Genomic DNA, 26,842 nt, shown 5'->3' with positions numbered 1-26,842 from the left:
AAGCGTTGCAGAAAACGCGCGGCGGGCCGATCTTTTGCCGTCGTCGCGCGTTTGTCTCGCCTGCGGGGCGGCGGTCCTCGCCAGTCTGTCGGTCCAAGGCGGTCGGCGCGTGAAGGAAATCGGAATGACCAAATACAGCCTGTTGGCCGGCGCCGCCCTGGCGATCTTCAGCTTCAGCGGCATGGCCCAGGCGGCGCCCGTGATGGCGGCCAGCGCGGCGGTGCAGTCCCCCGTCGCCGCCATGCCCTATGACGCCCGGCGCGGCGTCTTCACCTTCGCCGCCGGGCTAGAGGAAAGCCTGCCCGCCGTGGTGCAGGTGACGACGCTGGGCCAGTCGCGCGGCCCCAGCTCGGCGCGCAATCCCAAGCCGTCGCAGGGCGGCTCGGGCGTGATCATCGACGCGCGCGAAGGCATCATCGTCACCAACCACCACGTCATCGAGAACGGCCAGAAATTCACCGTTGACCTGATCGACGGCCGCCTGTTCGACGCCACCCTGATCGGCGCGGACAAGGCGACCGACATCGCCGTGTTGAAGATCGACGCCACAGGCCTGTCGCAGGTGACGACGGTGGATTCCGATACCCTGCGCAGCGGCGATCTGGCCTTTGCGGTCGGTTATCCGCTGGGGCTGGACCAGACCCTGACCATGGGCGTCATCTCGGGCCTGAACCGCTCGGGCATGGGCGACGCCATCGAGGACTATATCCAGACCGATGCTGCGGTGAACTCGGGCAATTCGGGCGGGCCGCTGCTGGACAGCCGGGGGCGGCTGATCGGCATCAACACCGCCATTCTGTCGGGCGGCTTCGGCGGCGGCAACGACGGCATCGCCTTCGCCGTGCCGACGCGCATCATGATGTTCGTGGTCGACCAGCTGCGCGCCTCGGGCGAGGTCAAGCGCGGCCGCGTCGGCCTGGGGCTGGGCTCGCTGACGGCCGAGCGGGCGCGCGAGATCGGGCTCAACATCGTGCGCGGCGCCGTGGTCTATGACGTCGAGCCGGGCTCGTCGGGCGAGCAGGCGGGGCTGAAGCCGGGGGATGTGCTGACGCGCATTCAGGGTCGCCCCGTGGCCAACGCCGGGTCGGTTCAGGCCACGGTGGGCATCGCCCAGGCCGGAACCCGGATGCCCGTCGTCTATCTGCGCGACGGTCGCGAGGCCTCGACCCAGCTGACGGTCGAGCCGTCTGATCCGGCGGCGGTGCGTCTGGGGGCGCAGGCCGCTATCGCGCGCGGCCTGACCCTGCGCAATCCTGCGTCGGGCCGGGGCGCCCAGATCGCCGTGGTCGAGGCCGGGTCTTCCGCCGCCGCCGCAGGTTTCGAAGCCGGGGACGTGGTGGTTCAGGCCGGCGGCGCCGAGATCGTGGACATGAAGGATCTGGCGCAGCGCCTTCAGGCTGCAGGCGAGGCGGTCGTGCCGATCATCGTCCTGCGCGACAATGAACGCGTCGAGATCGACCTTCCGGCCTGATCGGCGCCGTCTGAAGCTCTACGGCATCGCCCGCGTGACCCTCGCGCGGGCGAAGTCTCGTGCGCTGAGAGGAAGGCAGGCAGCAAAACGCCCGCGCTGCCGGGAGGGGGAGGGGAGGCAGGTGCGGGCGTCGCTTGGAGGAGGCATCGACCCGCCGATGCCCTGTAAGCGGAAAAATCCGGGGGGCTGGGGGGGCTGTTCAGGATCCGGGACTTTTCCAGGCTCCGACGGGCCGATGCTGCTTTTGTGAGCGCCCTTCCGGGCGGACGAAGGACCGAATGGGGGCGTTTTCGTGTCGCTTCAGATTTTTGCGATCGATGAAATCAGACCTTGGACAGGATCAGGCTCGCGTTTGTGCCGCCGAAGCCGAAGCTGTTGGACATGACGTGCTTCAACTCGCCGTCGTGGCGCTGACGCAGGATCGGCATGCCTTCGAATTCGGGGTCCAGGTTCTCGATGTGGGCGCTCTCGGCCGCAAAGCCGTGCCTCATCATCAATAGGCAGTAGATGGCCTCCTGCGCGCCCGCCGCGCCCAGCGAGTGGCCCGTCAGCGACTTGGTCGAGGAGATCATCGGCAGGTCGTCGCCGAAGACGTTGCGCACCGCGCCCATCTCCTTGCTGTCGCCGACCGGCGTGGAGGTGCCGTGCGGGTTCAGGTAGTCGATCTTCGGATTGCCCGCCATGTCCAGCGCGATCTTCATGCAGCGCTCGGCGCCCTCGCCCGACGGAGCCACCATGTCGTAGCCGTCCGAGTTGGCGCCATAGCCGGTGACTTCGGCATAGATGGTCGCGCCGCGCGCCACGGCGCGTTCGTACTCTTCCAGCACGACGATGCCGGCGCCGCCCGCGATGACGAAGCCGTCGCGGGTCGTGTCATAGGCGCGGCTGGCCGTGTCCGGCGTGTCGTTGAAGTTGGAGGACATGGCGCCCATGGCGTCGAACATGTTCGACATGGACCAGTCGATATCCTCGCAGCCGCCGGCGAAAACGACGTCCTGCTTGCCCCAGGCGATCTGCTCGGCGGCCGCGCCGATGCAGTGGGCGCTGGTCGCGCAGGCCGAGCTGATCGAATAGTTGATGCCCTTCAGTTCGAACCAGGTAGCCAGCACGGCCGAGGGGCCTGACGCCATCGCCTTGGGCACGGCGAAGGGGCCGACGCGCTTGGGCGAGCCCTTTTCGACCGTGGTGGCCGCAGCCTGCAGGATGACCTGGGTCGAGGGGCCGCCCTCGCCGACGATCAGGCCGATGCGCTCGTCCTTGATCTCTTCGGCGGTCAGGCCGCTGTCCTTCAGCGCCTCTTCAAAGGCGATGTGCGCCCAGGCCGTGCCGTTGGCCAGGAAGCGGGCCGCGCGGCGGTCGACCAGCGGCGCCCAGTCCTCGGCCGTATGACCCAGGGCGGGGGGCGCCCAGACCTGGGAGCGGAAGCCGTATTTAGCGTGGTCGGGCGCGTGCTGAACGCCCGACTTGGCGTTGCGCAGCGAGGCCGCGACCTCGTCCTGGCCGGTGCCGATGGAGGAGACGATGCCCAGTCCGGTGACGACGACACGCCGCATGGTGTTTCCAATCCTACAAAGTCTTCGGACGCCGCGTGGGCCGCGGCTGTCCATCAAGTGGGGTCAGGCGGCGCTCGGTTCCACCGGAGCCGCGCCGCCGAACAGGCCGACGCGCATATCGGCGCAAGTATAGATGACCTCGCCGTCCGCTTCGAGCACGCCGTCGGCGATGCCCATGACCAGCTTGCGGTTGATGACACGCTTCAGGTGGACCTTATAGACCACCTTCTTGATGTCCGGGGTCACCTGGCCGGTGAATTTGACCTCGCCGACGCCCAGCGCCCGACCCTTGCCGGGGCCGCCGATCCAGCCCAGGTAGAAGCCGACCAGCTGCCACATGGCGTCCAGACCCAGGCAGCCCGGCATGACCGGATCGCCGATGAAGTGGCACTGGAAGAACCAGAGGTCCGGATTGATGTCGAGTTCGGCCTCGACATAGCCCTTGCCGTAGTCGCCGCCGTCGGCGCTGATGGTCTTGATGCGGTCGAACATCAGCATGGGCGGCGCGGGCAGTTGGGCGTTGCCCGGGCCGAACAGCTCGCCCCGGCCCGAGGCCAGCAGGCCTTCGTGATCGAACGACGACGGATATTGCGACGACTGGCTCAAGATTGATCAGCTCCGAAAGGTGTTGCTGGCGGGTTACACGACCCGAAGGCCGCGCTCAACCGTGCCGTCAATATGGAGGATCAGGAGGCGCGGCCGGTTCCGGCTGGGCGGGCGGCGTTGCACAGGGCGCGTTCCTGGGCTCCGAAGACGGCCCTCTGCTGCACCCAGCCGCGCAGCTTGCGCGCCCGCACGCGGCACCAGCCGTCCTCGCACTCGTCCAGCGACACCAGGGCGTGCGGCGACAGCAGGGCGCGGACCGAGGCGGTTTCCGACCGGCCCGATCGGATGGGCACAGCCTCGTCCGAGCGGTTGAACACGCTGCGGCGGCCCGAGGCGACGGTGCGGTGGATCCAGGCCACGGAGCCGTCGGGGTCGCAGATCTTTCGCCACTCGCGCGTCTCGGCGATCACCTGCACCGGCAGGCCGGCGGCGCGATATTCCCACAGGATGCGGTAGTCGAGACCCGGCCCCTGACGCGCCCTTACCTGCGAGGACTTCAGCGTCACCCAGCGCGGCACCTCCAGCCCCGTCGGGGTCGGGCGGCCGTCCGGCATGGTCGATCCCGCGGCCAGCAGAACCCCGGTCATCAGGATCGCGGCGAGGGCCGCGACGCGAGGCGCCCTTTTGTTCCTGACCGCAGCTTTGCTAGACACCGAATATCGACCCGTTCCGAACGGGCGCCGCCCGTGGAAAACCCAGGTCCCCTATGTCCGCTCGCAAGCTTAAGGTCGTATTAACCAGACGCCTGCCTGACGCCGTCGAAACGCGGATGCGCGAACTTTTCGACGCCGAGCTGAACCTGACCGATCGGCCGATGTCGCGCGACGAACTGGCCGCCGCCCTGCAGCGGGCCGAGGTGCTGGCCCCGACCATTACCGACCAGCTGGACGCCGAACTGATCGCAGGCGCGGGCGAACAGCTGAAGATGATCGCCAACTTCGGCGCAGGGGTGGACCACATCGACATCGACGCCGCCGTCGGGCGCGGGATCATCGTCACCAACACGCCCGGCGTCCTGACCGAGGACACGGCCGATCTGGGCATGAGCCTGATCCTGGCGGTCAGCCGTCGCATCGTCGAAGGCGCCGCCGTCGTCGAGGCCGGGCGCTTCGAGGGCTGGAGCCCGACCTGGATGTGCGGCCGCAAACTGTGGGGCAAGCGTCTGGGCATCGTCGGCATGGGCCGCATCGGCCAAGCCCTGGCCCGCCGGGCCAAGGCCTTCGGCATGCAGGTCCACTATCATAACCGCAAGCCCGTCCCGGACATGATCGCCGAAGAGCTGGGCGCCACCTGGTGGGACGATCTGGACCAGATGCTGGCGCGGATGGATGTCGTCTCGCTGAACTGCCCGGCGACCAGGGAGACGCACCATCTGCTGTCGGCCGAGCGTCTGGCCCGGCTTCAGCCGCACGCCATCGTGGTCAATACGGCGCGCGGCGAACTGATCGACGAGGCGGCCCTGGTCGAGGCGCTGGACCGCCGCGCCCTGTTCGGCGTCGGTCTGGACGTGTTCGAGCACGAGCCTAAGGTCCACCCCGGCCTGATCGGCCGTTCGAACGTGGTGCTGCTGCCTCACCTGGGCTCAGCCACCATCGAGGCGCGTCAGGACATGGGCGACCGGGTCATCGCCAACATCATGACCTATCAGAACGGCCACCGCCCGCCGGATCGGGTCATTCCGGCGATGCTTTAGGCGTGAGCTGACCCACAGACCGGGCAGGCGGGGTCGGCGGCGATCTTCGCCACGCGGCTGGTTCCGGCCAGACCGTCATAGAGCATCAGACGGCCGGTCAGCGGTTCGCCCGCGCCGGTGATCAGCTTGATCGCTTCCAGCGCCGCCATCGCGCCGATGACGCCCGCCAGGGCGCCCACCACGCCGACGCGGGCGCAGGTCTCGGCGTCGGGTGGAACCTCTGGAACCAGACACTGATAACAGGGACGCCCCTCGAACACCGACACCTGCCCCGACCAGCGGCCCAGGGCGCCCGACACCAGCGGCTTGCCCGCCGCCACGCAGGCGGCGTTGACGGCCAGACGCGTCTCGAAGTCGTCGGTGCCGTCCAGCGCCAGGTCGAAGTCCTGCATCAGGGCCGCTGCGCTGTCCGTCGTCACGCGCCGGTTGAAGGACTGCACTGTGACGTGCGGGTTCAGGGCGTTGAGGCGTTCGGCGCCCGCCTCGACCTTGGCGCGGTCGGGGTCGTCGGCAGTGAAGGCGATCTGGCGCTGCAGGTTCGACAGGGCCACCGTATCGTCGTCGATCAGCCCCAACGTCCCCACCCCGGCGGCGGCCAGATAGAGGGCGGCCGGGTTGCCCACCCCGCCCATGCCGACGATCAGCACGCGGGCGCGCTTCAGCGCCTGCTGGCCGGGGCCGCCGATCTCGGACAGCACCAACTGGCGGGCGTAGCGCTCGACCTCTTCGTCGGAAAAGCGAACCGGGGCGGCGGGGGCGGAAGGCTGGGTCACGCCGGACTGTCTAGCGCAGTCCGGCCGATGCGTCAGGTTGGATCCTTTTGGCTGGATCCTTCAGGCTGGGTTCTTCAGGCCGAAAGCGCCAGGACCTCGGAGGCCGTGACCAGCAAGGCCTCGGCCTGGGCCGCGCTCAACTGATCCAGCGAGGGGCGGCTCATGTGCGGCCAGACAGGGCGAGGCATCTCAACCAGCGTCATCGGCCACTCCTCGAACAGGCGCACTGCGGTGTTCTGGTCCGACAGCAGGCGGATGTTCTCATGGCGCGGGTCGGTGCGCAGCCGGTCCATCAGCCGGTCCACATCGGCGCGGCGTCCTTCGATGGCCTGAAGGAAGCGTCCGTCGTGGCGCATCAGCACGCCCGTGACGCGGTCCCTGCGATTGTTTCTGATAGAGGCGCCGAGAATTTCGGCGAGAACCAGCAGACTCGTCGCGGCGTCGCCGACGGCGTCGCTGACGTAGATGGCGCGGTGCAGAGGCAAGAAGAACTCGAAGGAACGCGTACGGGGAGGGGCTCCTGTCACGCGGGCGCGCCAGAGGCAAGCGGAGCCATGAGCGTCCAGAGCGATCCCCTGCGGCGCAGGGCCGTCTTGCGGCGACGCCGGTTCCTCGCCATCTGACCCGCCATGAACACCACCGCTTCCAACTTTCCCGACTGGCACGGCACCACCATCCTGGCGGTGCGCAAGAACGGCCGCACCGTCATCGCCGGCGACGGCCAGGTCTCGATGGGGCCGACCATCGTCAAGGGCGCCGCGCGCAAGGTGCGGACTTTGGCGAACGGCAAGGTGCTGGCGGGCTTCGCCGGGGCCACGGCCGACGCCCTGACCCTGATCGAGCGGCTGGAAGCCAAGCTGGAGCAGTACCCGGACCAACTGGCCCGCGCCTGCGTCGAACTGGCCAAGGACTGGCGCACTGACCGCTACCTGCGGCGTCTGGAGGCCATGCTGCTGGTCGCCGACAAGGACACCATTCTGACGGTCACCGGCGTCGGCGACGTGCTTGAGCCGGAATACGGCGTGGCCGCCGTCGGCTCTGGCGGCAACTATGCGCTGGCCGCCGCCCGCGCCCTGATCGACGAGAACACCGAGCTGGACGCCGAGCAGATCGCCCGCAAGGCCATGAAGATCGCCGCCGACATCTGCGTCTACACCAACGGCAATCTCACCATTGAAAGTTTGTAGGGCGCTATCACTCGCCGCGCGGCGGCTTGCTGCTTGAGCGCCTGATACGCGTATTTCTGGACCGTCTGAACCATGACCGACCTGTCTCCCCGCGAAATCGTCTCTGAACTGGACCGCTTCATCGTCGGCCAGGACGACGCCAAGCGCGCCGTGGCCGTGGCCCTGCGCAACCGCTGGCGCCGCAAGCGCGTGCCTGACGACCTGCGCGACGAGGTCACGCCCAAGAACATTCTGATGATCGGCCCGACGGGCGTGGGCAAGACCGAGATCGCCCGGCGTCTGGCGCGGCTTGCCGGCTCGCCCTTCCTCAAGGTGGAGGCCACCAAGTTCACCGAGGTCGGCTATGTCGGCCGCGACGTCGATCAGATCATGCGCGATCTGGTCGAAAGCGCCCTGGTGATGGTGCGGGACAAGCGCCGTTCGGGCGTGAAGGCCCGCGCCGAAGGTCAGGCCGAGGAACGCATCCTGGACGCCCTGGTTGGACCCGGCTCGCAGCCTGCGACGCGCGAGGCCTTCCGCAAAAAACTGCGCGCGGGGGAACTGGACGACAAGGAGATCGAGATCGCTCTGGCGGACACGACCTCCCCGCTGCAAGGGCTGGATGTGCCGGGCGGCGGCGGCAATGTCGGCCTGCTGAACCTGTCGGAGATGCTGGGCAAGATGGGAGGCGGCCGCACCAAGACGGTCAAGCTGACCGTGCGCGACGCCCTGGCGCCCCTCGTCACAGAAGAGAGCGACAAGCTGCTAGATCAGGAGAGCCTGACCAAGGAGGCCCTGCTGCTGGCCGAGAACGAAGGCATCGTCTTCCTGGATGAGATCGACAAGGTCGCTGCGCATCAGGATCGCGGCGGCGGCGCCGACGTGTCGCGCGAAGGGGTGCAGCGCGACCTGCTGCCCCTGATCGAGGGCACGACCGTCTCGACCAAATATGGGCCGGTGAAGACCGACCATGTGCTGTTCATCGCCTCGGGCGCCTTCCACGTCGCCAAGCCGTCGGACCTGCTGCCGGAACTTCAGGGCCGCCTGCCGATCCGGGTCGAGCTGAAGGCCCTGACCCGCGACGACTTCAAGCGCATCCTGACCGAGCCGGAGGCCAATCTGATCCGTCAGAATCAGGCCCTGCTGGCGACCGAAGGGGTCGAACTGGTCTTTACCGACGACGCGGTCGAGGCGATGGCCGACGCCGCCGTGGCCGCCAACTCCACCGTCGAGAACATCGGCGCGCGCCGTCTGCAGACGGTGATGGAGCGGGTGCTGGAAGAGACCAGCTTCAAGGCCTCCGACCTGTCCGGCCAGACCCTGACCTTCGACGGCGAGAAGGTGCGCGAGAAGGTCGGCGATCTGGCCAAAAACGTCGACCTGAGCCGGTTCATCCTGTGACGGCCTGATCGGCCGTTATGGCGGTGCGGGGATCAGCCCCGCATCGCCTCCACAGCATCGATCAGCCGTTCCAGCTCCGCAGGGCTCGACAGCCGGTGGTCGCCGCCCTCGATCAGGTCGAGCCGCAGGTCGCCGCCGTTCAGGCGTTCGGCCAGCTCTACCTGATGGCGCCACGGCACCACGTCGTCGGCGCGCCCCTGCAGGACGTGCACCGGGGCGCTGATGTCGATCCGGCCGTCCAGCAGCAACCAGTCGCGGGCCTCCTCGAACATCCGCCGGGTCAGGACATAGGAGCCGAGGCCTTCTTCGGTGATGACCGTCTCGCCGTCGCGCAGGATGGCCTGACGCTCGTGGTCGGCCAGACCCGGCCACATCAGTTTCTCGGTGAAGTCCTGCGCCGGATTGACCAGCACCGCGCCCTTGATCCGCTCGGGCCGCGCCAGCGTCGCCAGCAGGGCGACCCAGCCGCCCATCGACGAGCCCACCGGGATCACCGGCCCCTGAAGGCTGTCGATCAGGGCGATCGCGTCCTCGCGCCAGCGGCCGATGGTCGCCTGTTTCCAGTCGCCGCTCGACACGCCATGGGCGAAATGGTCGTAGCGGACGTAGTTCCAGCCGCGTTCGCGGGCGGCGGCGTCCAGCGCCAGGGCCTTGGTCCCTTCCATGTCCGAACGGAAGCCGCCGATCCAGATGACCGTCGGGCCGTCGCCCTTGACCGCCTTATAGGCCAGGGTCTCGCCGTCCGGGCGGGCCAGCGTGTCGAAGTCGGACATGGAAACTCCTCGGACTGTCATTCCTCACGGAATGGCTTTAGCAGAGACGACGATTGTTCACAGAGGCCGTGAGGCGCCCGCTTGTCTGCTCCCAAAGCCCTGTTCGTCAGCTCCAACCGCATCGGCGACTGCGTCATCTCCTCTGGCGTGATCCGAGAGATCGCGCGCCAGTTGCCGGGCGTTCGGATCACCGTCGCCTGCGGCCGGCCGCCCGCCCCCTTCTTCCGTTCGGCGCCGAACGTCGAGCGCGTCATCATCCTCGACAAGAAGAAGGCCGCCGGACACTGGGTCGATCTGTGGAAACAGGTGCGCGGGACGCAGTGGGACATGGTCGTGGACATCCGCGGCTCGGCCCTGGCGTATCTGATCCCGGCGAAGCGGCGCATCGTCTACAACCGTCGCTGGGAGACGGGTCTGCGCAAGGTCGAGATGGTGTCGCGCCTGATGGGCTCGGCGACGCCGCTGGACCCGGAAATCTTTCTTGACGATCAGGCGCGCGCCGAGGCGGCTGCAGTCATCGACCCGCAGCTGGCAGGCGGCGTCGGTCCCGGCCCGATCATCGCGCTCGCCCCCATCGCGCACCAGCCCGGCAAGTCGTGGCCCGCTGACCGCTGGGGGCAGCTGGTCGAGAAGCTGAAGGCCGAGCCGCGTTTCGACGGCTGGCGTTTCATGCCGGTCGGCGGCCCCGGCGACCGGCCGCCCGCCACCCCGGCGCTGGAGGCGGCGGGGCTGCGCGGCATCGACTGCGTGGGCAAGGGCGACATCCTGTGCTCGGCCGCCGCCATCGACCGGGCGACCCTGTTCGTCGGCAACGACAGCGGGCTGATGCACGTCTCGGCGGCGCTGGGGCGACCGACGCTGGGCCTGTTCGGTCCGACCGAGTGGTGGCTCTATGGGCCGTGGGGCCCGAAGACGCGCACTGTCGCCTCGAATGAGACGCGCGGCCAGTTCGCCCCGATCGAGGACCTGAGCGTCGATCACGTGTTCGACGGGGTGCTGGCCTTGCACGACGCCTATGTCGCAAACGGGTTTAACCCCGAGAAGCCTTGAAATCCGGGCCTTCTATCGCCATATTCGCGCCGCTCGAAGGGAATGGCGCCTGGCGTCGATCGCCTTCGACCGCTCATTTCGCCTATCTTCTGATCACATAAGGAAACGACGCCCATTCGCCGTCCCATGCAAGCGCCGCCCGTAAAGGACGGGCCGCCCATCAACCAGGATATCCGCGCCGCCCGCGTTCTGCTCATCGATCAGAATGGGGAAAAACAGGGCGTCATGCCTTTGTCCGCCGCGCTGGAGGCCGCCGAAGAGGCAGGCCTGGACCTGGTTCAGATCGTCGCCAACGCCGAAACGCCGGTGTGCAAGATTCTCGACTACGGCAAGCATCGTTTCCAGGAACAGAAAAAGAAGGCTGAGGCGCGCAAGCGTCAGAAGGTCGTCGAGCTGAAGGAAATCAAGCTCCGCCCGAACATCGACAGCCACGACTACGATGTGAAGGCCAAGGCCATGCATCGCTTCTTCGACGACGGCGACAAGGTCAAGGTGACCATCCGCTTCCGCGGCCGCGAAATGGCCCACCCCGAACTGGGGATGAAGCTGATGCACAAGGTCCAGGCCGATTTCGAGGAAGAGGCCAAGGTCGAGTTCGCGCCCAAGATGGAAGGCCGTCAGATGATCATGATCCTGGCGCCGCGCTGATCTCGCATCGCTGATATCGCGTTTCAAAAACCCCGACCGAAAGGTCGGGGTTTTTTAACGCCTTGCACGCTGGGCGAACGCTGTCAGGTTAGGTGCGGTTCAAGGGCGCCGACGGGAGGGGCGGAATGGAAGGCTTGCGGGCAGGGGCGATCGTCCTGGCGTTGGTTCTGGCCATGTCGATTTGGGCAGGACGTGTCGCGGCCGACGCGCCCGCGCTTGACGCCTATGGCGCCGCCCCCGCCGTTGACCATGTGGAGCTTTCGCCCAGCGGCGACCTGATGGCCCGGGTCATGGTGGTCGGCGAGAAGCGCGCCCTGGCGGTCAGCCGGATAACCACCGGCGAAAGCGTCTTCGCCGCCTCGATCGGGGAGGCCAAGGTCCGCGATCTGCGCTGGATCGGCGAAGAGCGGATTCTGATCATCACCTCGCAGACGCACAGCCTGCCGCTTCTTGGGGTGCCGCGCTCAGAACTGTTCTTTGGCATGATGCTGGAGTTGAAGACCAAGGACATCGTCCAGGTGCTCCGCGCGACCCCCGATGTTCTGGCGACCCTTTATGGCGGCGCGGCCGTTCGCCGGACATCGCAGGGCGAGGCTGTCTTTGCGCGAGGCGTCAATGTCCTCACAGGTCAGATCGACCTTCACAGAATCAATCTGAGCAGCGGACGCGGCCGGTCGGTTTCCGCGATGGACCGCGATACGGAAGATTATGTCCTGAACGCCGAGGGCGAGGTGATCGCCGAGTCGCGCTATGTCGAACGTCATGGCCGTTGGTCGCTGCATCTGCGTGAAGGATGGCGCCTGCGGCAGGCATGGGCGGTCGATGCGGCGCTGGATACGCCCAGTCTGGTCGGCATGGGGCGCAGCGCCAATACGGTCATCGTCAGCGCCCGGCGGCCCGATCTTTCCGACACCGCCGAATCCGAGACCGGCCATGTGCTGTTCGAGGTCGATGTCGCGAGCGGCGACTGGGTCCGTCTCCCGTTTGAGCGGCATCCGACCCGGCTGATCCACCATCCCCGCACCGGTCTGTTGATCGGCGGGAGTTATCAGGATGAAGACGGCGTCGGCTACGAGTTCCTGGACGCTGCGGCGGGGCGCCGGTGGCAGGCGATTGCGCGGGCCTTTCCCGGCAAGGCTCCGCAACTCATATCCTGGACCGATGCCTTGAATCTGGTCGTGGTCTTCATCGATACGGGCGAGTCAGGGGTCTATCAGCTCGTCGACTTCGATGCGGGCGAGGCCAACATCGTGGCCGAGGCCTATCCGACCATTCTGGCGGAGCAGGTCGGCGTTGTGCGGCCGATCACCTATACAGCGGCGGATGGGTTGGAGATTCCCGGCTATCTGACACTGCCGCCGGGCGTGGAGACGCCGACGAACCTGCCCCTGATCGTTCTGGCGCACGGGGGGCCGGCGGCTCGCGACGTCGCCGGGTTCGACTACTGGGCTCAGGCTCTCGCATCCAGAGGCTATGCTGTTCTGCAGCCCAACTTCCGGGGCTCTTCGGGGTATGGGCGCGCCTTCATGGAGGCGGGCTACGGCGAATGGGGGCGCAAGATGCAGACGGACCTGTCGGACGGCGTGCGCTGGCTGGCGGCGGAGGGCGTCATAGATCCTGCGCGCGTCTGTATCGTCGGCGGCAGCTATGGCGGCTATGCGGCGATGGCGGGGCTGACGATCGATAAGGAGCCGTATCGCTGTGCGGTGTCCGTCAACGGCGTTTCCGACCTGAGGCGGATGGTCAACCGCGTGGCGAACCGTCAGGGCGAGCGGAACAGCCATGCCGTGCGCTACTGGAACCGCTTCATGGGCGCCGAAAAGCTGAATGATCGGGCGCTGGACGCCCTGTCTCCCGCCATGCTGGCGGATCAGGTCGAAGGCCCGCTGTTGCTGATCCACGGCAAGAACGACACGGTGGTCAATATCGAGCAGAGCCGCGTCATGGCCGACGCCCTGCGCCGCGCGGGCAAGCCGGTGGAGCTGGTCGAGCTGGAAAGCGAGGATCACTGGCTTTCCCGGCCGGAGACGCGTCAGAGGATGCTGCGCGAAACCGTGCGCTTTCTGACAGTCCATAACCCGGCCGATTGAGCCATGGCGGCGGCCGAGGCGCTCTGTGATTGTCCGGCGTCAGCTTCGGATAATTTTCAGCCGCCGTTCTAGCGACGGTTGATTCCGACCGAGCCGAAAATGGTCTAAGGCGGGATCATGTCCGTTTCCCTGTCTCCCAAGGCGCAGGCGCCGACCCTGGCGGTTCTGTTCGCCGTGGTGTTCATCAATCTGGTCGGGTTCGGGCTGGTGGCGCCGCTGCTGCCGTTCTTCGCGCAGAGCCTGCAGGCCGAGCCGTGGCAGATCACCCTGATGTTCTCGGCCTATTCCCTGGGCCAGTTCTTCGCCGAGCCCTTCTGGGGGCGGCTGTCGGACCGGATCGGGCGCAAGCCGGTGCTGCTGGCGACGCTGGCGGCCAACGCCGTGGGCTATCTGCTGCTGGCGTTCGCGCCCAACATCTGGGTCGCTGTGGCGGTGAGGCTGTTCACCGGCCTGGGCGCAGGCAATATCTCGACGGTTCAGGGCTATATCGCCGATGTCACCCCGCCCGAGCGCCGGGCCGGGCGCATGGGATTGATCGGCGCGGCCTTCGGTCTGGGCTTCATCGTCGGGCCAGGGCTGGGCGGTCTTTTGGCCCAGCCGCAGATGGGCCATGTCGGTTATCAGCTGCCGATCTTCGCCGCCTCAGGCGCGGCGGTGGCGGCGTCGCTGGGGGTGATGTTCTTCCTGCGCGAGAGCCGCACCAGGGCGGACCCGGCCGCGCCGCGTCCCGCCTTCCTGTCGGGCGTCAGCTTCGCCCGCACCGATGAGGTGATCTCACGCGTCCTGATGGTCAGCCTGATCTATCTGGCGGGCTTTTCGGCGATGGAGGCCGCCTTCGGCCTGTGGGCCGAGCATCGCTATGCCTGGACAGCGCGCGAGGTGGGGCTCAGCTTCATGATCGTGGGGCTGATCTCGGCGGTGAACCAGGGGCTGGTGGCCGGGCGGCTGGCGCGGCGCTTCGGCGAGGCGCGGGTGCTGGCGGTCGGCATGCTGCTGTTCGGCCTGTCGATGGTGCTTCAGGTGGCGGCGCCGGTCGCCTGGTTCCCGGCGGGACGGATCGACCTGGGCCTGTTCAGCTTCCCGCTGGTCGCCGGGTGGATCATTCCGGTCGTCATGGGGATCGGGGCGTGCGGCATGTCGCTGGCCATGCCCAACATCTCGGCCATGATCAGCCGCTCGTCGCCGCCGGACCGGCAGGGCGCCATGCTGGGGCTGAACATGGCGGCGGGCTCGATGGCGCGCATCGTCGGCCCTATCGTCGCCGGGGTGCTGTATTCGGCGGTCGGGCCGAACTGGCCCTTCCTGGCCGGCGCCGCCCTGACCGTTCCCGCAGCGGCCATGGCGATCAACGCCGGCCGCGCCGTGCGCCGTCGTTCGGCTCAGGCGTGACCGGGCCAGCGCGGACTCTTCTTGCCTCTGCCCGCCTCTTGGCGTAAAAGCCGCGCCTTCGCGTACCGGACCGCCGGGCGAACAGGCATGCCTGGGCGGTCTTAAATCAGGTTAGCGCTGGTCGGGCTCAAGTAGCTCGAAGAGCGGTAGCCCTCTAAAAGACAGAGAGTGAAAATGCCGAAGCTGAAGACGAAGTCGGGCGCCAAGAAGCGCTTCAAATTCACCGCGACGGGCAAGGTCAAGGCTGGCGTGGCCGGCAAGCGCCACCGTTTGATCAGCCACAACTCGAAGTACATCCGCCAGAACCGCGGCACTTCGGTCATGGCCGACGCCGACGCCAAGAAGATCAAGTCCTACATGCCGTACGCCTGATCGGCGCACGCAGACACGATCTCTCAACCGCATAGAATTTGAACTAAGTCCCTCAAGCAGCGAGGCCCCGCGGGCCGAGCGGTAGGGACTTCCCGAAGGGAAAAATCACAATGGCTCGCGTCACTCGGGGCGTTACGTCCCACGCCAAGCACAAGAAGGTCCTGAAGCAGGCCAAGGGCTTCTACGGCCGCCGCAAGAACACCATCCGCGCCGCCAAGGCTGCGGTGGATCGCGCCGGTCAGTACGCCTACCGCGACCGCCGCAACAAGAAGCGCTCGTTCCGCGCCCTGTGGATCCAGCGCATCAACGCCGCGGCCCGCACCGAAGGCTTCACCTACTCGCAGTTCATGCACGGCCTGAACAAGGCGGGCATCGAGCTGGACCGCAAGGTTCTGGCCGCCATCGCCGCCGATGAAGCCGGCTTCAAGGGCATCGCCGACAAGGTTCGCGCGGCCCTGGCCTAAAGCGAAATCGGTTCAGATGCGAAAGCATCTGAACTCAGATATTCGCTTAAAATTAAAGTGGGAGCCTGATTCACGGCATCAGTGAAATCGCGAAGCGATTTCCCTTCAACCGATCAGGCTCCAGGCCTTTCTCCCTCACGGGATGAAGCAAAAGCCCTCCGGTTCGCGCCGGGGGGCTTTTTGCTTTCGTTCCTAGCGGCTAGACGACCCTCATGACCGATCTCGCTCAACTGGAACTGGACCTCATCAACGCCATCGGCTCGGCCGAGAGCGTGGCGGGTCTGGAGGACATCCGCGTCGCCGCCCTCGGCAAGTCCGGCTCGATCTCGGGCCTGCTCAAGGGCATGGGCGCCCTCAGCCCTGATGAGCGCCGCGAGCGCGGCCCCGTCATCAACGGCCTGCGCGACCGGGTGTCGTCGGCTCTTTCCGCCCGCAAGGCCGAGCTGGAGGCCGCCGAGTTGGACGCCCGCCTGCTGGCCGAGCGCGTCGACCTGACCCTGCCCAGCCGCCCGCGCCGCAAGGGCGGCGTGCATCCGACCATGCAGGTCATGGACGAAATGGTCGCCGTCTTCGCTGACATGGGCTTCTCGGTCGCCGAGGGGCCGGATATCGAGGACGACTTCCACAACTTCACCGCGCTGAACTTCCCGCCCAAGCATCCGGCGCGGGAAATGCACGACACCTTCTTCCTGAAGCCCGACCCGGAAACGGGCGAGCGCAAGGTGCTGCGCACCCACACCAGCCCGGTGCAGGTCCGCACCATGATGTCGCAGAAGCCGCCAATCCGCATCATCGCGCCGGGCCGCACCTTCCGTAAGGATTCGGACGCGACCCACACGCCGATGTTCCACCAGATCGAAGGTCTGGTGATCGACCGCGATATCCATATGGGCCATCTGAAGACGACGCTGGAGACCTTCATCGCCCGCTTCTTCGAGCTGGACGACGTGCACGCCCGTTTCCGCCCGCACCACTTCCCCTTCACCGAGCCCTCGGCCGAGATGGACATCCGCTGCGACCGTTCCGGTGGCAAGCTGACCCTGAACGAGGGCGAGGACTGGCTGGAGATTCTGGGCTGCGGGATGGTTCACCCGAACGTCCTGCGCAACTGCGGCATCGACCCGGACGAGTATCAGGGTTTCGCCTTCGGCATGGGTGTCGACCGCCTGGCCATGCTCAAATACGGGGTGCCGGACCTGCGCCCCATGTTCGAGGTCGATACGCGCTGGCTGGCGCACTACGGCTTCTCCGCCTTCGCCGCGCCGAATCCGGCGTCGGGCCTCAGCTGAACTGGAACACGCCAATGACCGACCAGACCGAGATGTCGCCCGAAGAAAAACTGGGCCGCGAGATCGTCGCCCGCACCACGTTTGAGAAGGAAGCCGTCTGGCTGCCGTCTCTGGCCGTGCATCACATGAACGCCGGACAGGTCTTTATCGATGGCAAGACCTTCACCGAATGCCTGATCGAAGGCCCGGCGGTGATGGCGATCATGAACGGCACGACCTTTGACGGCTGCAACATGGGCGTGGCCGAGGACCCGCGCACCCTGTTGCTGGACCCGCGCGGCTCCATGATCGCCGGGGCGATCGGCATGTCCAACTGTCGCTTCGTGCGCTGCCGTTTCGTGCAGGTGGCCTTCACCGGCGCCAAGGAGGCGCTGGACGAAATGGAGCAGGGCCTGCTGAGCGCCCGCGCCGAGGCGCAAACGAAGGGATGACGCCTGCAGGCGCCGGATGCGGCGCCGCTCGCCTCTTCTGGTTTTTGAAAGATCACCCCAATGACTGACACCACCATCACCCTCGAAGCGCTCGGCCCCGGCCCCACCTATGTCGGCAAGAACGTGTGGCTGCCCCAGTTGTTCATGGAGACGGCGCGCGCCGGGCTGCCCGTCATCGAGAACCGTCGGTTCGAGAACTGCCTGATGGAAGGGCCTGCGGTCCTGCTGCCGCTGGAAGGCTGCAACTTCGACGGCTGCAACATGGGCGACGCCAAGGGCGATCCGCGCAACCTGATGCTGACGCCGCTGGGTCCGCAGCGCGTCACGGGCCCGATCCCGTTCAAGAACTGCCAGTTCATCAACTGCAACTTCCTGGGCGTCGGCTTCACCGGCCCGTCGGAGTTCCTCGACAACATGGTGGCGGCGCTGTCCCAGTCGGGATCGACCCAATGAAGTTCACGCTTTCCTGGCTGAAGGCCCACCTCGATACCGAGGCGCAGGTCGATCAGGTCGCCGAGGCCATGACCATGGCCGGGCTGGAGGTCGAAGAGGTCCACGACCCGATCGCGGCCCTGGCCCCCTTCACGGTCGCCCGGATCGTGTCGGCCGAGCGTCACCCGAACGCTGACCGGCTGCAGGTCTGTCAGGTCGAGACCGTCGACGGCCTGAAGGAGATCGTCTGCGGCGCTCCGAACGCGCGGGCGGGCCTGACCACCATCTATGCCCCCATCGGCGCCTATGTGCCGGGGCTGGGCGTGACCCTGGTCGAGAAGCCGGTGCGCGGCGTGGTGTCCAACGGCATGCTGTGCTCGGCCGCCGAGCTGGAGCTGGCCGACGACAGCGACGGCATTCTGGAACTGTCGGACGAGCTGCAGGTCGGCGCGCCCGCTGCGGGCGTCTTCGGCGCCGAGCCGGTCATCGACTTCGAAGTGACGCCGAACCGTCCCGACTGGCTGGGCGTGGCGGGCATCGCCCGCGACCTGGCCGCCGCTGGGCTCGGCAAGCTGACGACGCCGGAGATCGCGCCGGTCGCCGGGGCTTTCGACGGCCCCGTCTCGGTGACCCTGGAGGCGCCCGAACTGTGCCCGGTTTTCGCCGGTCGCGTGATCCGGGGCGTGCGCAACGGCCCGTCGCCGGAGTGGCTGCAACAGCGGCTGACGGCCATCGGCCTGCGTCCGATCAACCGCCTCGTCGACATCACCAACCTGATTTCCTACGACCGCGCGCGGCCGCTGCACGTTTATGATCTGGCGAGCCTGTCGGGCGAGGGGATCGTCGTGCGCGCCGGTCGCGGCGAGGCCGATCGGATCGAGGCGTTGGACGGCAAGACCTATGCGCCGGGCGCCGCCGACTGCGTCATCGCCGACGCCGGGGGCCAGCGCGCCATCGGCCTGGGCGGCGTCATGGGCGGCGTCTCGACAGGGTGCTCGGACGACACGGTCGACGTCTTCGTTGAAAGCGCCTGGTTCGACCCCATCGCCACCGCCCAGACGGGCCGCTCGCTGGGGATCAATTCGGACGCGCAGTATCGCTTTGCGCGCGGCGTGGACACGGCCTCGGTCGTGCCGGGGCTGGAGTTGGCCACGCAACTGATCCTCGACCTGTGCGGCGGCGAGCCGTCGACGGTCACGGCAGCGGGCGAGGCTCCGGCCGCGCCTGCCGCCTTCGCCTTCGATCCGGCCTATGTGAAGCGCCTGTCAGGCATGGACCTCAGCGAGGACCGGATCTTCGAGATCCTGTTCGCCCTGGGCTTCACCGTCATGCGCGGCTCGCCCTGGTCGGTGACGCCGCCGTCGTGGCGCCGTGACATCGAGGGCCCCGCCGATCTGGTCGAGGAGGTCGCCCGTATCGAGGGCTACGCCGCCCTGCCCGACGCGCCTCTGCCGCCCGTCGCCCCGGCCCCCGGTGGGGTGCTGAGCCCGCGTCAGGCGCGCGTGCGCACGGCCCGTCGCGCCCTGGCCGCCCTGGGCTATGCCGAGGCCGTCACCTGGTCCTTCACCAAGCAGTCGATCGCGGCCCTGTTCGGCGGCGGGGACGAGCGGCTGGTGCTGGAGAACCCCATCGCGGCGGATCTGGACTGCATGCGCCCTTCGGTGCTGCCGAACCTGATCCAGGCGGCGGCGCGCAACGCCGCGCGCGGCCACGCCGACGTCGCCCTGTTCGAGATCGGCCCCATCTATCTGGACGATCAGCCGACCGGCCAGCGCACCGTCATCGCCGGTCTGGTCGCGCCGCATGCCGACCGTCACTGGGGCGGGGCGGGGGAAGACCCCCTGTTCGCGCTGAAGGGCGACTTGCTGGCCGTGCTGGAAGAGATCGGCGCCCCGGTCGCCTCCCTGCAACTGGCCCAGGGCTCCAACCGCGACTGGTGGCACCCCGGCCGTTCCGCCCGGCTGCAACTGGGCCCCAAGAACGTCATCGTCGAGTTCGGCGCCCTGCACCCGCGCGTGCTGAAGGCGCTGGACGCCGACGGCCCCATGCTGGCCTTCGAGATCGTGCTCGATTCCGTACCGGAACCGCGCGGCAAATCCGGCAAGGCGCGCGGCGCGGCGGACCTGCCGAACCTGATGCCCCTGACCCGCGACTTCGCCTTTCTGATGGACGAGGCCAAGGCCGTGGGCGACCTGACCCGCGCGGTGGCGGGCGCCGACAAGGCGCTGATCGCCGATGTCCGCGTGTTCGACGTCTATCGCGGCCAGGGCGTGCCCGAAGGCCAGAAGTCGGTCGCCATCGAGGTCGAGATCCAGCCCCGCGCCGCCACCTTGGCCGAGGCCGAAATCGAGGCTCTGATGGCCAGGGTCAAGGCGGCGGCGGCCAAGGCGGGCGGAACCCTGCGCGCCTGAAGACAGAAAAAACCGGCGGCCTGAGACACGGGCCGCCGGAACTTCTGCGGCCAAGCAATCTTCGGTTAACCTTAAAGCCCCAAGGCTGCCGTAAAAGGCACGGACGGTAGGCCAAGCCCGCGACGTCGGGCGGACCGTCCTTTGCCGGGAGCCTCGACCATGCACCGCCGCCAACTGATCCGCACCAGCCTCGGCCTCGCCGCCGCCGGCGCCCTGCCCGCCGGCCTCGGCGCCTGCGCCAGCCGCCCGCCGGCTGATCCCAATTATCCGATCGCCTCGGACAACAACGCCCAGGCCTATACCTTCGACGAACTGGTCGCGGCCGGGTCGCGCGAGCTGGGCATCGCCGCCGAGGCCGTGGGCGGCGCCATCGAGCGCATCTTCGCCGAACAGGGCGACCGCCCGACCGCCTACATCGCGGGCGAGGAAGGCGCTGGCGCCGTCGTCGCCGGCCTGCGCTACGGCCGCGGGGCTCTGCATATGAAGGACCTGTCGGCCTCGCAGGAAGTCTACTGGCAGGGCGCCTCCATTGGATGGGACTGGGGCGGCAACGCCAGCCGGGTCTTCACCCTGGTCTACGGCCTGTATCACCCCGACATGCTCTATCGCCGCTATCCGGGTGTTGAAGGCTCGGCCTATCTGGTCGCGGGCCTTGGCGTGAACTATCAGCGCGCCGACGGCATCGTCCTGGCCCCGATCCGCACCGGCGTCGGCGTGCGTCTAGGCGCCAATGTCGGCACCATGAGCTACAGCCGCCAGCGCAACATCCTGCCATTTTAAGTGTCGCTATGCTCGGGTCGCGGACCCTCTCGGCTTGAGCGACGCGGGGCGTTGATGCTTGCGAGCCGGGGCGGCGACGCCATATCCCCTTGAGCTTCAAGGGAGATCGCTGATGACTGCTGCGTCCGACACGCGCGCTTTCTGGGATGAACGCTATGCCGGTGACGCCTATCGCTTCGGCGAGGCGCCCAACGCCTTTCTGGCGCGGCAGGCGGAGCGGCTGAGGTCGGGGCTGAAGGCCCTGTCCGTCGCCGACGGCGAGGGCCGCAACGGCGTCTGGCTGGCGCAGCAGGGGCTGGACGTCCTGACCTTCGACATTTCCCCGCGTGCTGTGGAGAAGGCGCGGGCGCTGGCGACGAAACGCGGCGTGGCGCTGGACGCCCAGATCGGCGGGCTGGACGACTGGGCATGGCCCGAGGGGACGATGGACGTGGTCGTCGGCGTCTTCATCCAGTTCGTCGGCCCAGCCGCGCGCGACCGGATGTTCGCCCGAATGAAGGCGGCGCTGAAGCCCGGCGGCCTGCTGCTGTTGGAAGGCTATCGGCCCGAGCAACTGGCCTATGGCACGGGCGGGCCGGGGGTGGAGGAGAACCTCTATACAGAGGCTCTGCTGCGCGAGGCCTTCGCCGACTTCGATATCGAGCGGATCGACATCTATGACGCCGAACTGAACGAAGGCCCGGGTCATTCGGGCGTCTCGGCCCTGATCGACCTGATCGCGCGCAAGCCGGGCTGACGTCAGGCTTCTGACGTCAGGATCGCCTCCAGTCCCTCGCGGTAGGAGGGATAGCGGGGGCGCCAGCCCAGTTCGGCCTTGGCGCGGGCGTTGGAGACGCGCTTGGAGTCCAGATAGAAGCGGCGCATGGCATCGCTGACCTCGGGGGCGGTCCAGTCGACTTCGGGCGGACGCGGCAAGCCCAGGCGCTTGGCGGCCCATGCGGTGACGACGTCTGCGGCGGTCGGGTCGTCGTCGGTCAGATTGTAGACGCCGCCTGGGCGCGGTCGGGCCATGGAGGCGAACAGGCCCGAGACGATGTCGTCCACGTGAATGCGGTTGAATACCTGGCCGGGCTTTTTCACCAGACGCGCGGTTCCGGCGCGCAGGCGGTCGATGACGCTGCGGCTAGGGCCGTAGAAGCCGGGCAGGCGGAAGACCTGCAGCGTCAGTCCCATGCCCTGGGCGCCGTCCAGCCAGTCGCGCTCCACCCGTGCGCGGCGGGCGCCTTCCAGCGTTGCGGCGTTCAGCGGATCGCCCTCGAAGGCCCAGCCGCCGGCCCGGTCGCCGTAGACGGAGGTGGAGGAGACATAGCCGATCCAGTCGGGCCAGGCGTCGCCCGCCAGCGGCGTCAGGGCGCGCAGGGCGGGGCAGCCGTGAGCGTCCGGCGGCGTGGTGATCAGCACGGCCTGTGCGGCCGCCAGGGCCTCGCCCAGAGCCTCGGCGTCGGTCGGATCGACCGGCGTCATCCGCTGCGCCGCCAGCGCCTGACGGGTTTCGGGATCGCGTGAGGTGGCGAAGGCCCGGCCGCCGCGCTGCAGGGCCTCGCGCGCCGCCGCCTGTCCCAGATAGCCGCCGCCGAACACCAGCAGGGACGGGGCGGCGGCGGGTTCGGTCATCAGGCTTCGGTTTCTCAGGCGGACAGGATGCGGACGGGGGCGGCGGCTAAGGCCGTTTCAGCCTCGTCGCGGAGGGCGTCGGCGCGGCCGGCGTTCCAGGCGGTGACGCAAGGGATCTTGCTGCGGTCAGCGCGGTCGGCGTAGCGGCGGGCGATCTCGGTCACATCGGCCATCAGGCCCTCGGCCAGGGTGATGGGCTTCAGCCCCAGTTCACGGAACTGGTCGTTGGCGACGACCAGTTCGTTCTCGTCAGCCTCCTGACGCGGATTGGCGACGTTGTGGATTTCCGCGCCCGTCAGGTCGGCCACCATCTGCGCCAGATCGCGGACACGGCGGCTCTCGGTCATCTGGTTGAGGATCTTGACCCGCTCGCCGCGTTTGGGCGGGTTGTTCAGCGCCAGTTCGACGCAGCGCACCGTGTCCTGAATGTGGATGAAGGCCCGCGTCTGGCCGCCCGAGCCGTGCACCGTCAGAGGATAGCCGACCGCCGCCTGCATCAGGAAGCGGTTCAGCACGGTGCCGTAGTCGCCGTCATAGTCGAAGCGGTTGATCAGGCGCTCGTCCTGACGCGTTTCCTCGGTCTGGGCGCCCCAGACGATGCCCTGATGCAGGTCGGTGATCCGCAGGGAGTCGTTCTTGGCGTAGAACTGGAACAGCAGGGCGTCCTGCGTCTTGGTCATGTGATAGATGCTGCCAGGGTTCGGCGGGAAAAGGATTTCCTGCTCGGTTGGGCCGTGGTCGGTGTCGACCGTCACCTTCAGATAGCCCTCGGGAATGCGCAGGCCCGCCGTGGTGTAGCCATAGACCCCCATCGTCCCCAGGTGCGCCAGGTGCACGTCCCGCCCGCTCTCGACGATGGCGGCCAGCAGATGGTTGGTGGCGTTCAGATTGTTGTCGACGGTGTAGATCTTGTGCCGCGCCGACTTCATCGAATAGGGGGCGGCGCGTTGTTCGGCGAAGTGGACGACGCTGTCCGGCGCCCAGTCCCCGATCAGGGCGACCAGGCGGTCGAACTCCTTGCCGACGGTCAGATTGACGAAGTCGATGGTGCGGCCTGAGACCTCTTTCCACGCGGCGATGCGCTCGCCCATCGTGCGGATCGGGGTCAGGGAGCGGATTTCCAGCTCATTGTCGATGTTGCGTCGGCTGAGGTTGTCGACGATCAGCACCTCCCAGCCGCGCGCCGACAGGTGCAGGGCCGTGGGCCAGCCGCAGAAGCCGTCGCCGCCCAGAATCATCACGCGCATCGGTCGAACCTCGTTTTCAACGTCCCCTCTTGCCTAGCCGAACGCGTGAGAGGGCGAAAGCGTGGCGCGCGAGGAGCGGCTAAAGCGACGCAGGACGGAAAAAACAGAGTCCAATTCGTCTGAATCGTCTGAAATCGGAGGGATTGGCTGGGGCCGCGCAGGGATAATGCGGCGGTGGGGCGGTAAGGCGGGCTAGACAGGGGAGACGCAGAGGCCGGACCTTGAAATAAAAGAAGTTTTCAAAGCCTGATGTGCAGGCGCCGTTCGTCCTTCTCCCACAAGAGGAGAAGGGTTTGAGGGGGCTGCCGCGTGGGGTGCTGGGGTCCGTCGCTTTCGCACGAGGAGACGCAAGCGGTTACAGCAGGCTTTCGATCGCGGTGCGGGCGGCATCGCCGAGATCGGGGCGCTTCAGGGCGAGGGCGACGTTGGCGCGCAGCAGGCCGATCTTGTCGCCGCAGTCGTGGGTCACGCCTTCATACTCATAGGCGGTGAAGGTCTGCGACTGCATCAGCCGGGCCATGGCGTCGGTCAGCTGGATCTCGCCGCCGGCGCCGCGCTCCTGCGTCTCCAGCAGGTCGAAGATTTCCGGCTGCAGGATGTAGCGGCCCGAGATCGACATGGTCGACGGCGCCGTGCCCTGAGCTGGCTTTTCGACCATGCCCTTCATGCCGTAGCGGCGGCCGTCGTGGGAGGCCGGGTCGATGATGCCGTATTTGTGGGTGTCGGCCTCGGGCACGGCCTCGACGCCGATGACGTTGCCGCCGACCTCGGCGTAGACCTCGGCCAGTTGCTTCAGGGCGCCCGGCTGCGAATCCACGATCACGTCGGGCAGGATGACGGCGAAGGGCTCGGGACCGATGATGTCGCGGGCGCACCAGACGGCGTGGCCGAGGCCCTTGGGCTGCATCTGGCGGGTGAAGCTCATCTCGCCGGCCCGGGCCAGTTCGGCGTTCATTGTGGCCAGGATCTCGGTCTTGCCCTTGGCCAGGAGTTGGGCCTCAAGCTCGATCTGGTGGTCGAAATAATCCTCGATCGCCTGTTTTGCGCGGCCGGTGACGAAGACGATGTGCTCAATCCCCGCCTCGCGCGCCTCTTCCACGATGTAGGAGAGGATCGGCCGGTCGACGACGTTCAGCAACTCCTTCGGCGTGGTCTTGGTGCCGGGCAGAACCCGCGTGCCGAGACCGGCTACGGGCAGGACCGCCTTGCGCAGAGGGGCTGGGCGAAGGCGGGCGGGGGAGGTCGTCATGGATCGTCCTGATCAGCCTTGGGGCCGCTTGTCATAGGCGCAATTTGTGAAGCTTCCAAACAACGCCCCGGAGCTGTCCTGGTTCGCCTATTCCACCGTCACCGACTTGGCCAGGTTGCGGGGCTGGTCGACGTCGGTGCCCTTCTGGACGGCGGTGTAATAGGCCAGGAGCTGCATCGGCACGGCGTAGACCAGAGGCGCGATCAGGGCCGGGCAGTCGGGGGCGTGGACGCGGCGGATGCCGGCGCCGTGCGGATCAGGCGCCTTTTCGGGGGCGATCATGATGACCGGGCCGCCGCGCGCGGCGACTTCCTGAAGGTTGGAGGCGGTCTTCTCGAACAGGTCGTCCAGCGGGGCCAGGGCCACGGTGGGGGTCTCTTCGTCGATCAGGGCGATGGGGCCGTGTTTCAGCTCGCCCGCCGCATAGCCCTCGGCGTGGATATAGCTGATCTCCTTCAGCTTCAGCGCGCCTTCCATCGCCAGGGGGAACATGGGGCCGCGTCCCAGGAACAGGACATCGCGGGCCTTGGCCAGGTCCAGCGTCAGGGCATGGATGCCTGCGTCCATCCGAAGGGCTTCAGAGATCAGCCGCGGCGCCTCGAACAGGGCCTTGACCAGTTCGGCTTCCTGAACGGCGTCGATCTTGCCGCGCGCCACGCCCGCGGCGACGGCCAGCGACAGCAGGGCGGCGACCTGGGCGGTGAAGGCCTTGGTCGAGGCGACGCCGATTTCGGGCCCGGCGTGGGTCGGCCAGAGGGTTTCAGCCTCGCGCGCCATCGAGGAGGTGTGGACGTTGACGACGGCGGCGGTCTTCAGCCCCTGCGCCTTGCACCATTTCAGGCCCGCCAGGGTGTCAGCGGTCTCGCCTGACTGGCTGACGGCGACGGCGAGAGTGCCGGGCGACAGGGCCGGGTCGCGATAGCGGAACTCCGAGGCGATCTCGACGTCGCAGGGCAGGCCGGCGTATTTCTCAAAGGCGTATCTGCCGATCTGGGCGGCGTAGAAGGCCGTGCCGCAGGCGACGATCTGGATGCGGCTCACGGCGGCGAAGTCCACGGCCTGAACCTTGGCCTTGCCGGAGACCAGGTCGAGGTATTCCGACAGGGTGTGCTGGACGCTGTCGGGCTGTTCGTGGATCTCCTTTTCCATGAAGTGGCGGTATTCGCCCTTCTCGACCAGCGCAGAAGAGGCCGAGACCTGAACCACGGCGCGGTCGGCCGGGCGGCCCGAGGCGTCGAACATGTGCGCGCCGGTGCGGGTCACGGCGACGAAATCGCCCTCTTCCAGATAGGAGATCTTCTGGGTGAAGGGGCCGACGGCCAGGGCGTCAGAACCCAGATACATCTCGCCCTCGCCCCAGCCCACGACCAGGGGGCTGCCCCGACGTGCGCCCAGGATCAGTTCGTCCTCGCCTTCGATCAGCACGGCCAGGGCATAGGCGCCGGTCAGACGGTCCAGGGTGGCCTTGAAGGCGTCCAGCGGCGCCATTCCGGCCGCCAGCTTGTGGTCCAGCAGGTGGGCGACGACCTCGGTGTCGGTCTGGCTTTCAAAGGTGCGGCCCTCGGCCTCCATCTCGGCCTTCAGCTCGGCGAAGTTTTCGATGATGCCGTTGTGGACCAGGCAGACGCGCCCGGCCTTGTGCGGGTGGGCGTTGGTTGTGGTCGGCGCGCCGTGGGTGGCCCAGCGGGTGTGGCCGACGCCGACGGTCCCGGCGACCGGCTCGGCGGCCAGCACGGCCTCCAGTTCGCGGATCTTGCCCTTGGCGCGGCGGCGCTCGATGCGGCCCTCGGACTGGACCGCGATCCCAGCGGAATCGTAGCCGCGATACTCAAGCCGCTTCAGGCTGTCGATCAGGCGAGGGACGACGGGGCCGGTTCCGGTGACGCCGATGATGCCGCACATGAGGTCTGCTCCGAACGGAACGCAGCCGCCGCTCTTTG

At 67.7% G+C, this 26,842-nt stretch carries 26 protein-coding genes; 16 read left to right on the top strand and 10 right to left on the bottom strand.

Annotation, left to right across the window (positions count from 1 at the left end; translation table 11 throughout):
- Window positions 1-124 precede the first annotated feature (124 nt).
- Window positions 125-1,471 carry a S1C family serine protease gene (locus D1604_RS14245; protein ID WP_119413816.1) on the top strand — a complete coding sequence of 449 codons (1,347 nt, stop codon included), beginning with the start codon at window positions 125-127 and terminating at the stop codon, window positions 1,469-1,471.
- 323 nt (window positions 1,472-1,794) lie between these two features.
- On the opposite strand, the gene fabB is transcribed toward D1604_RS14245, so the two are convergent.
- The 3 genes from fabB to D1604_RS14230 all read right to left on the bottom strand — a co-directional run bounded on the left by fabB (window position 1,795) and on the right by D1604_RS14230 (window position 4,217).
- Window positions 1,795-3,024 (bottom strand): beta-ketoacyl-ACP synthase I, encoded by a 1,230-nt coding sequence (gene fabB, locus D1604_RS14240; protein WP_119413815.1) that lies wholly within the window; start codon window positions 3,022-3,024, stop codon window positions 1,795-1,797.
- Between the two features lie 63 nt (window positions 3,025-3,087).
- On the bottom strand, window positions 3,088-3,630 hold the full coding sequence (gene fabA / locus D1604_RS14235; RefSeq protein ID WP_024355072.1) for a 3-hydroxyacyl-[acyl-carrier-protein] dehydratase FabA: 543 nt from the start codon (window positions 3,628-3,630) through the stop codon (window positions 3,088-3,090).
- Window positions 3,631-3,710: 80 nt separating this feature from the next.
- Window positions 3,711-4,217, bottom strand: a complete 507-nt coding sequence (locus tag D1604_RS14230; protein ID WP_119413814.1) for an SH3 domain-containing protein — start codon at window positions 4,215-4,217, stop codon at window positions 3,711-3,713.
- A gap of 119 nt (window positions 4,218-4,336) precedes the next feature.
- On the opposite strand from D1604_RS14230, the gene D1604_RS14225 reads away from it, so the two are divergent.
- Window positions 4,337-5,323 carry a 2-hydroxyacid dehydrogenase gene (locus tag D1604_RS14225; RefSeq protein ID WP_119413813.1) on the top strand — a complete coding sequence of 329 codons (987 nt, stop codon included), beginning with the start codon at window positions 4,337-4,339 and terminating at the stop codon, window positions 5,321-5,323.
- On the opposite strand, the gene D1604_RS14220 is transcribed toward D1604_RS14225, so the two are convergent.
- Window positions 5,320-6,096 (bottom strand): HesA/MoeB/ThiF family protein, encoded by a 777-nt coding sequence (locus D1604_RS14220; protein ID WP_024355069.1) that lies wholly within the window; start codon window positions 6,094-6,096, stop codon window positions 5,320-5,322. The two genes, D1604_RS14225 and D1604_RS14220, sit on opposite strands and share 4 nt — an antisense overlap.
- Window positions 6,097-6,170: 74 nt before the next feature.
- The gene (locus D1604_RS14215; RefSeq protein WP_233552112.1) at window positions 6,171-6,581 is read right to left on the bottom strand and encodes a BLUF domain-containing protein; all 411 of its coding nucleotides are present in this window, start codon (window positions 6,579-6,581) and stop codon (window positions 6,171-6,173) included.
- A 144-nt stretch (window positions 6,582-6,725) separates the two neighbouring features.
- Between D1604_RS14215 and hslV the strand changes: the two genes are divergently transcribed.
- Both hslV and hslU read left to right on the top strand, forming a co-directional pair.
- Window positions 6,726-7,283, top strand: a complete 558-nt coding sequence (gene hslV / locus D1604_RS14210) for an ATP-dependent protease subunit HslV (RefSeq protein ID WP_003168021.1) — start codon at window positions 6,726-6,728, stop codon at window positions 7,281-7,283.
- A gap of 72 nt (window positions 7,284-7,355) precedes the next feature.
- The gene (gene hslU, locus D1604_RS14205) at window positions 7,356-8,663 is read left to right on the top strand and encodes an ATP-dependent protease ATPase subunit HslU (RefSeq protein WP_119413812.1); all 1,308 of its coding nucleotides are present in this window, start codon (window positions 7,356-7,358) and stop codon (window positions 8,661-8,663) included.
- A gap of 32 nt (window positions 8,664-8,695) precedes the next feature.
- Here the strand turns inward: hslU and D1604_RS14200 are convergent, their stop codons facing one another.
- Entirely contained in the window at window positions 8,696-9,436 is a 741-nt protein-coding gene (locus D1604_RS14200; RefSeq protein WP_119413811.1) for an alpha/beta fold hydrolase, read from the bottom strand.
- An 81-nt stretch (window positions 9,437-9,517) separates the two neighbouring features.
- Here D1604_RS14200 and D1604_RS14195 point away from each other — a divergent pair, with 81 nt between their 5' ends.
- The 12 genes from D1604_RS14195 to D1604_RS14140 all read left to right on the top strand — a co-directional run bounded on the left by D1604_RS14195 (window position 9,518) and on the right by D1604_RS14140 (window position 21,528).
- Complete coding sequence (locus D1604_RS14195) at window positions 9,518-10,486, top strand: glycosyltransferase family 9 protein (protein ID WP_119413810.1); 969 nt, start codon at window positions 9,518-9,520, stop codon at window positions 10,484-10,486.
- 126 nt (window positions 10,487-10,612) lie between these two features.
- Window positions 10,613-11,134, top strand: a complete 522-nt coding sequence (gene infC, locus D1604_RS14190; protein WP_024355064.1) for a translation initiation factor IF-3 — start codon at window positions 10,613-10,615, stop codon at window positions 11,132-11,134.
- 125 nt (window positions 11,135-11,259) lie between these two features.
- Complete coding sequence (locus D1604_RS14185) at window positions 11,260-13,224, top strand: alpha/beta hydrolase family protein (RefSeq protein WP_233552110.1); 1,965 nt, start codon at window positions 11,260-11,262, stop codon at window positions 13,222-13,224.
- Between the two features lie 117 nt (window positions 13,225-13,341).
- Window positions 13,342-14,613 carry an MFS transporter gene (locus tag D1604_RS14180; protein ID WP_119413809.1) on the top strand — a complete coding sequence of 424 codons (1,272 nt, stop codon included), beginning with the start codon at window positions 13,342-13,344 and terminating at the stop codon, window positions 14,611-14,613.
- A 174-nt stretch (window positions 14,614-14,787) separates the two neighbouring features.
- The gene (gene rpmI, locus D1604_RS14175) at window positions 14,788-14,985 is read left to right on the top strand and encodes a 50S ribosomal protein L35 (protein ID WP_003166435.1); all 198 of its coding nucleotides are present in this window, start codon (window positions 14,788-14,790) and stop codon (window positions 14,983-14,985) included.
- A gap of 110 nt (window positions 14,986-15,095) precedes the next feature.
- Window positions 15,096-15,449 (top strand): 50S ribosomal protein L20, encoded by a 354-nt coding sequence (gene rplT / locus D1604_RS14170; RefSeq protein WP_003166434.1) that lies wholly within the window; start codon window positions 15,096-15,098, stop codon window positions 15,447-15,449.
- A 212-nt stretch (window positions 15,450-15,661) separates the two neighbouring features.
- A complete protein-coding gene (gene pheS, locus D1604_RS14165) occupies window positions 15,662-16,738 on the top strand; it encodes a phenylalanine--tRNA ligase subunit alpha (RefSeq protein ID WP_119413808.1) in 1,077 nt (358 codons plus the stop codon).
- A gap of 14 nt (window positions 16,739-16,752) precedes the next feature.
- A complete protein-coding gene (locus D1604_RS14160; RefSeq protein WP_119413807.1) occupies window positions 16,753-17,169 on the top strand; it encodes a hypothetical protein in 417 nt (138 codons plus the stop codon).
- A 60-nt stretch (window positions 17,170-17,229) separates the two neighbouring features.
- On the top strand, window positions 17,230-17,622 hold the full coding sequence (locus D1604_RS14155) for a pentapeptide repeat-containing protein (RefSeq protein WP_119413806.1): 393 nt from the start codon (window positions 17,230-17,232) through the stop codon (window positions 17,620-17,622).
- Entirely contained in the window at window positions 17,619-20,012 is a 2,394-nt protein-coding gene (pheT, locus tag D1604_RS14150; RefSeq protein ID WP_119413805.1) for a phenylalanine--tRNA ligase subunit beta, read from the top strand. The genes D1604_RS14155 and pheT overlap by 4 nt, the downstream gene beginning before the upstream one ends.
- 159 nt (window positions 20,013-20,171) lie before the next feature.
- Window positions 20,172-20,792: a DUF1134 domain-containing protein gene (locus D1604_RS14145; protein WP_024355057.1), complete on the top strand. Its 621-nt coding sequence runs from the start codon at window positions 20,172-20,174 to the stop codon at window positions 20,790-20,792.
- 112 nt (window positions 20,793-20,904) lie between these two features.
- On the top strand, window positions 20,905-21,528 hold the full coding sequence (locus tag D1604_RS14140; protein WP_119413804.1) for an SAM-dependent methyltransferase: 624 nt from the start codon (window positions 20,905-20,907) through the stop codon (window positions 21,526-21,528).
- 2 nt (window positions 21,529-21,530) lie between these two features.
- Here the strand turns inward: D1604_RS14140 and D1604_RS14135 are convergent, their stop codons facing one another.
- The 4 genes from D1604_RS14135 to glmS all read right to left on the bottom strand — a co-directional run bounded on the left by D1604_RS14135 (window position 21,531) and on the right by glmS (window position 26,804).
- Window positions 21,531-22,406 carry an SDR family NAD(P)-dependent oxidoreductase gene (locus D1604_RS14135; RefSeq protein ID WP_119413803.1) on the bottom strand — a complete coding sequence of 292 codons (876 nt, stop codon included), beginning with the start codon at window positions 22,404-22,406 and terminating at the stop codon, window positions 21,531-21,533.
- Between the two features lie 14 nt (window positions 22,407-22,420).
- The gene (locus tag D1604_RS14130; RefSeq protein ID WP_119413802.1) at window positions 22,421-23,653 is read right to left on the bottom strand and encodes an NAD-dependent epimerase/dehydratase family protein; all 1,233 of its coding nucleotides are present in this window, start codon (window positions 23,651-23,653) and stop codon (window positions 22,421-22,423) included.
- A gap of 355 nt (window positions 23,654-24,008) precedes the next feature.
- Window positions 24,009-24,902, bottom strand: coding sequence for a UTP--glucose-1-phosphate uridylyltransferase GalU (gene galU / locus D1604_RS14125; RefSeq protein WP_119413801.1), 894 nt, complete (start codon window positions 24,900-24,902; stop codon window positions 24,009-24,011).
- 87 nt (window positions 24,903-24,989) lie between these two features.
- Window positions 24,990-26,804, bottom strand: coding sequence for a glutamine--fructose-6-phosphate transaminase (isomerizing) (glmS, locus tag D1604_RS14120; protein ID WP_119413800.1), 1,815 nt, complete (start codon window positions 26,802-26,804; stop codon window positions 24,990-24,992).
- Window positions 26,805-26,842: the final 38 nt, after the last annotated feature.

This window comes from Brevundimonas sp. LPMIX5 (assembly GCF_003576505.1).
Taxonomy (GTDB): domain Bacteria; phylum Pseudomonadota; class Alphaproteobacteria; order Caulobacterales; family Caulobacteraceae; genus Brevundimonas; species Brevundimonas naejangsanensis.
This window is presented reverse-complemented; position numbering and strand designations above follow the sequence as displayed.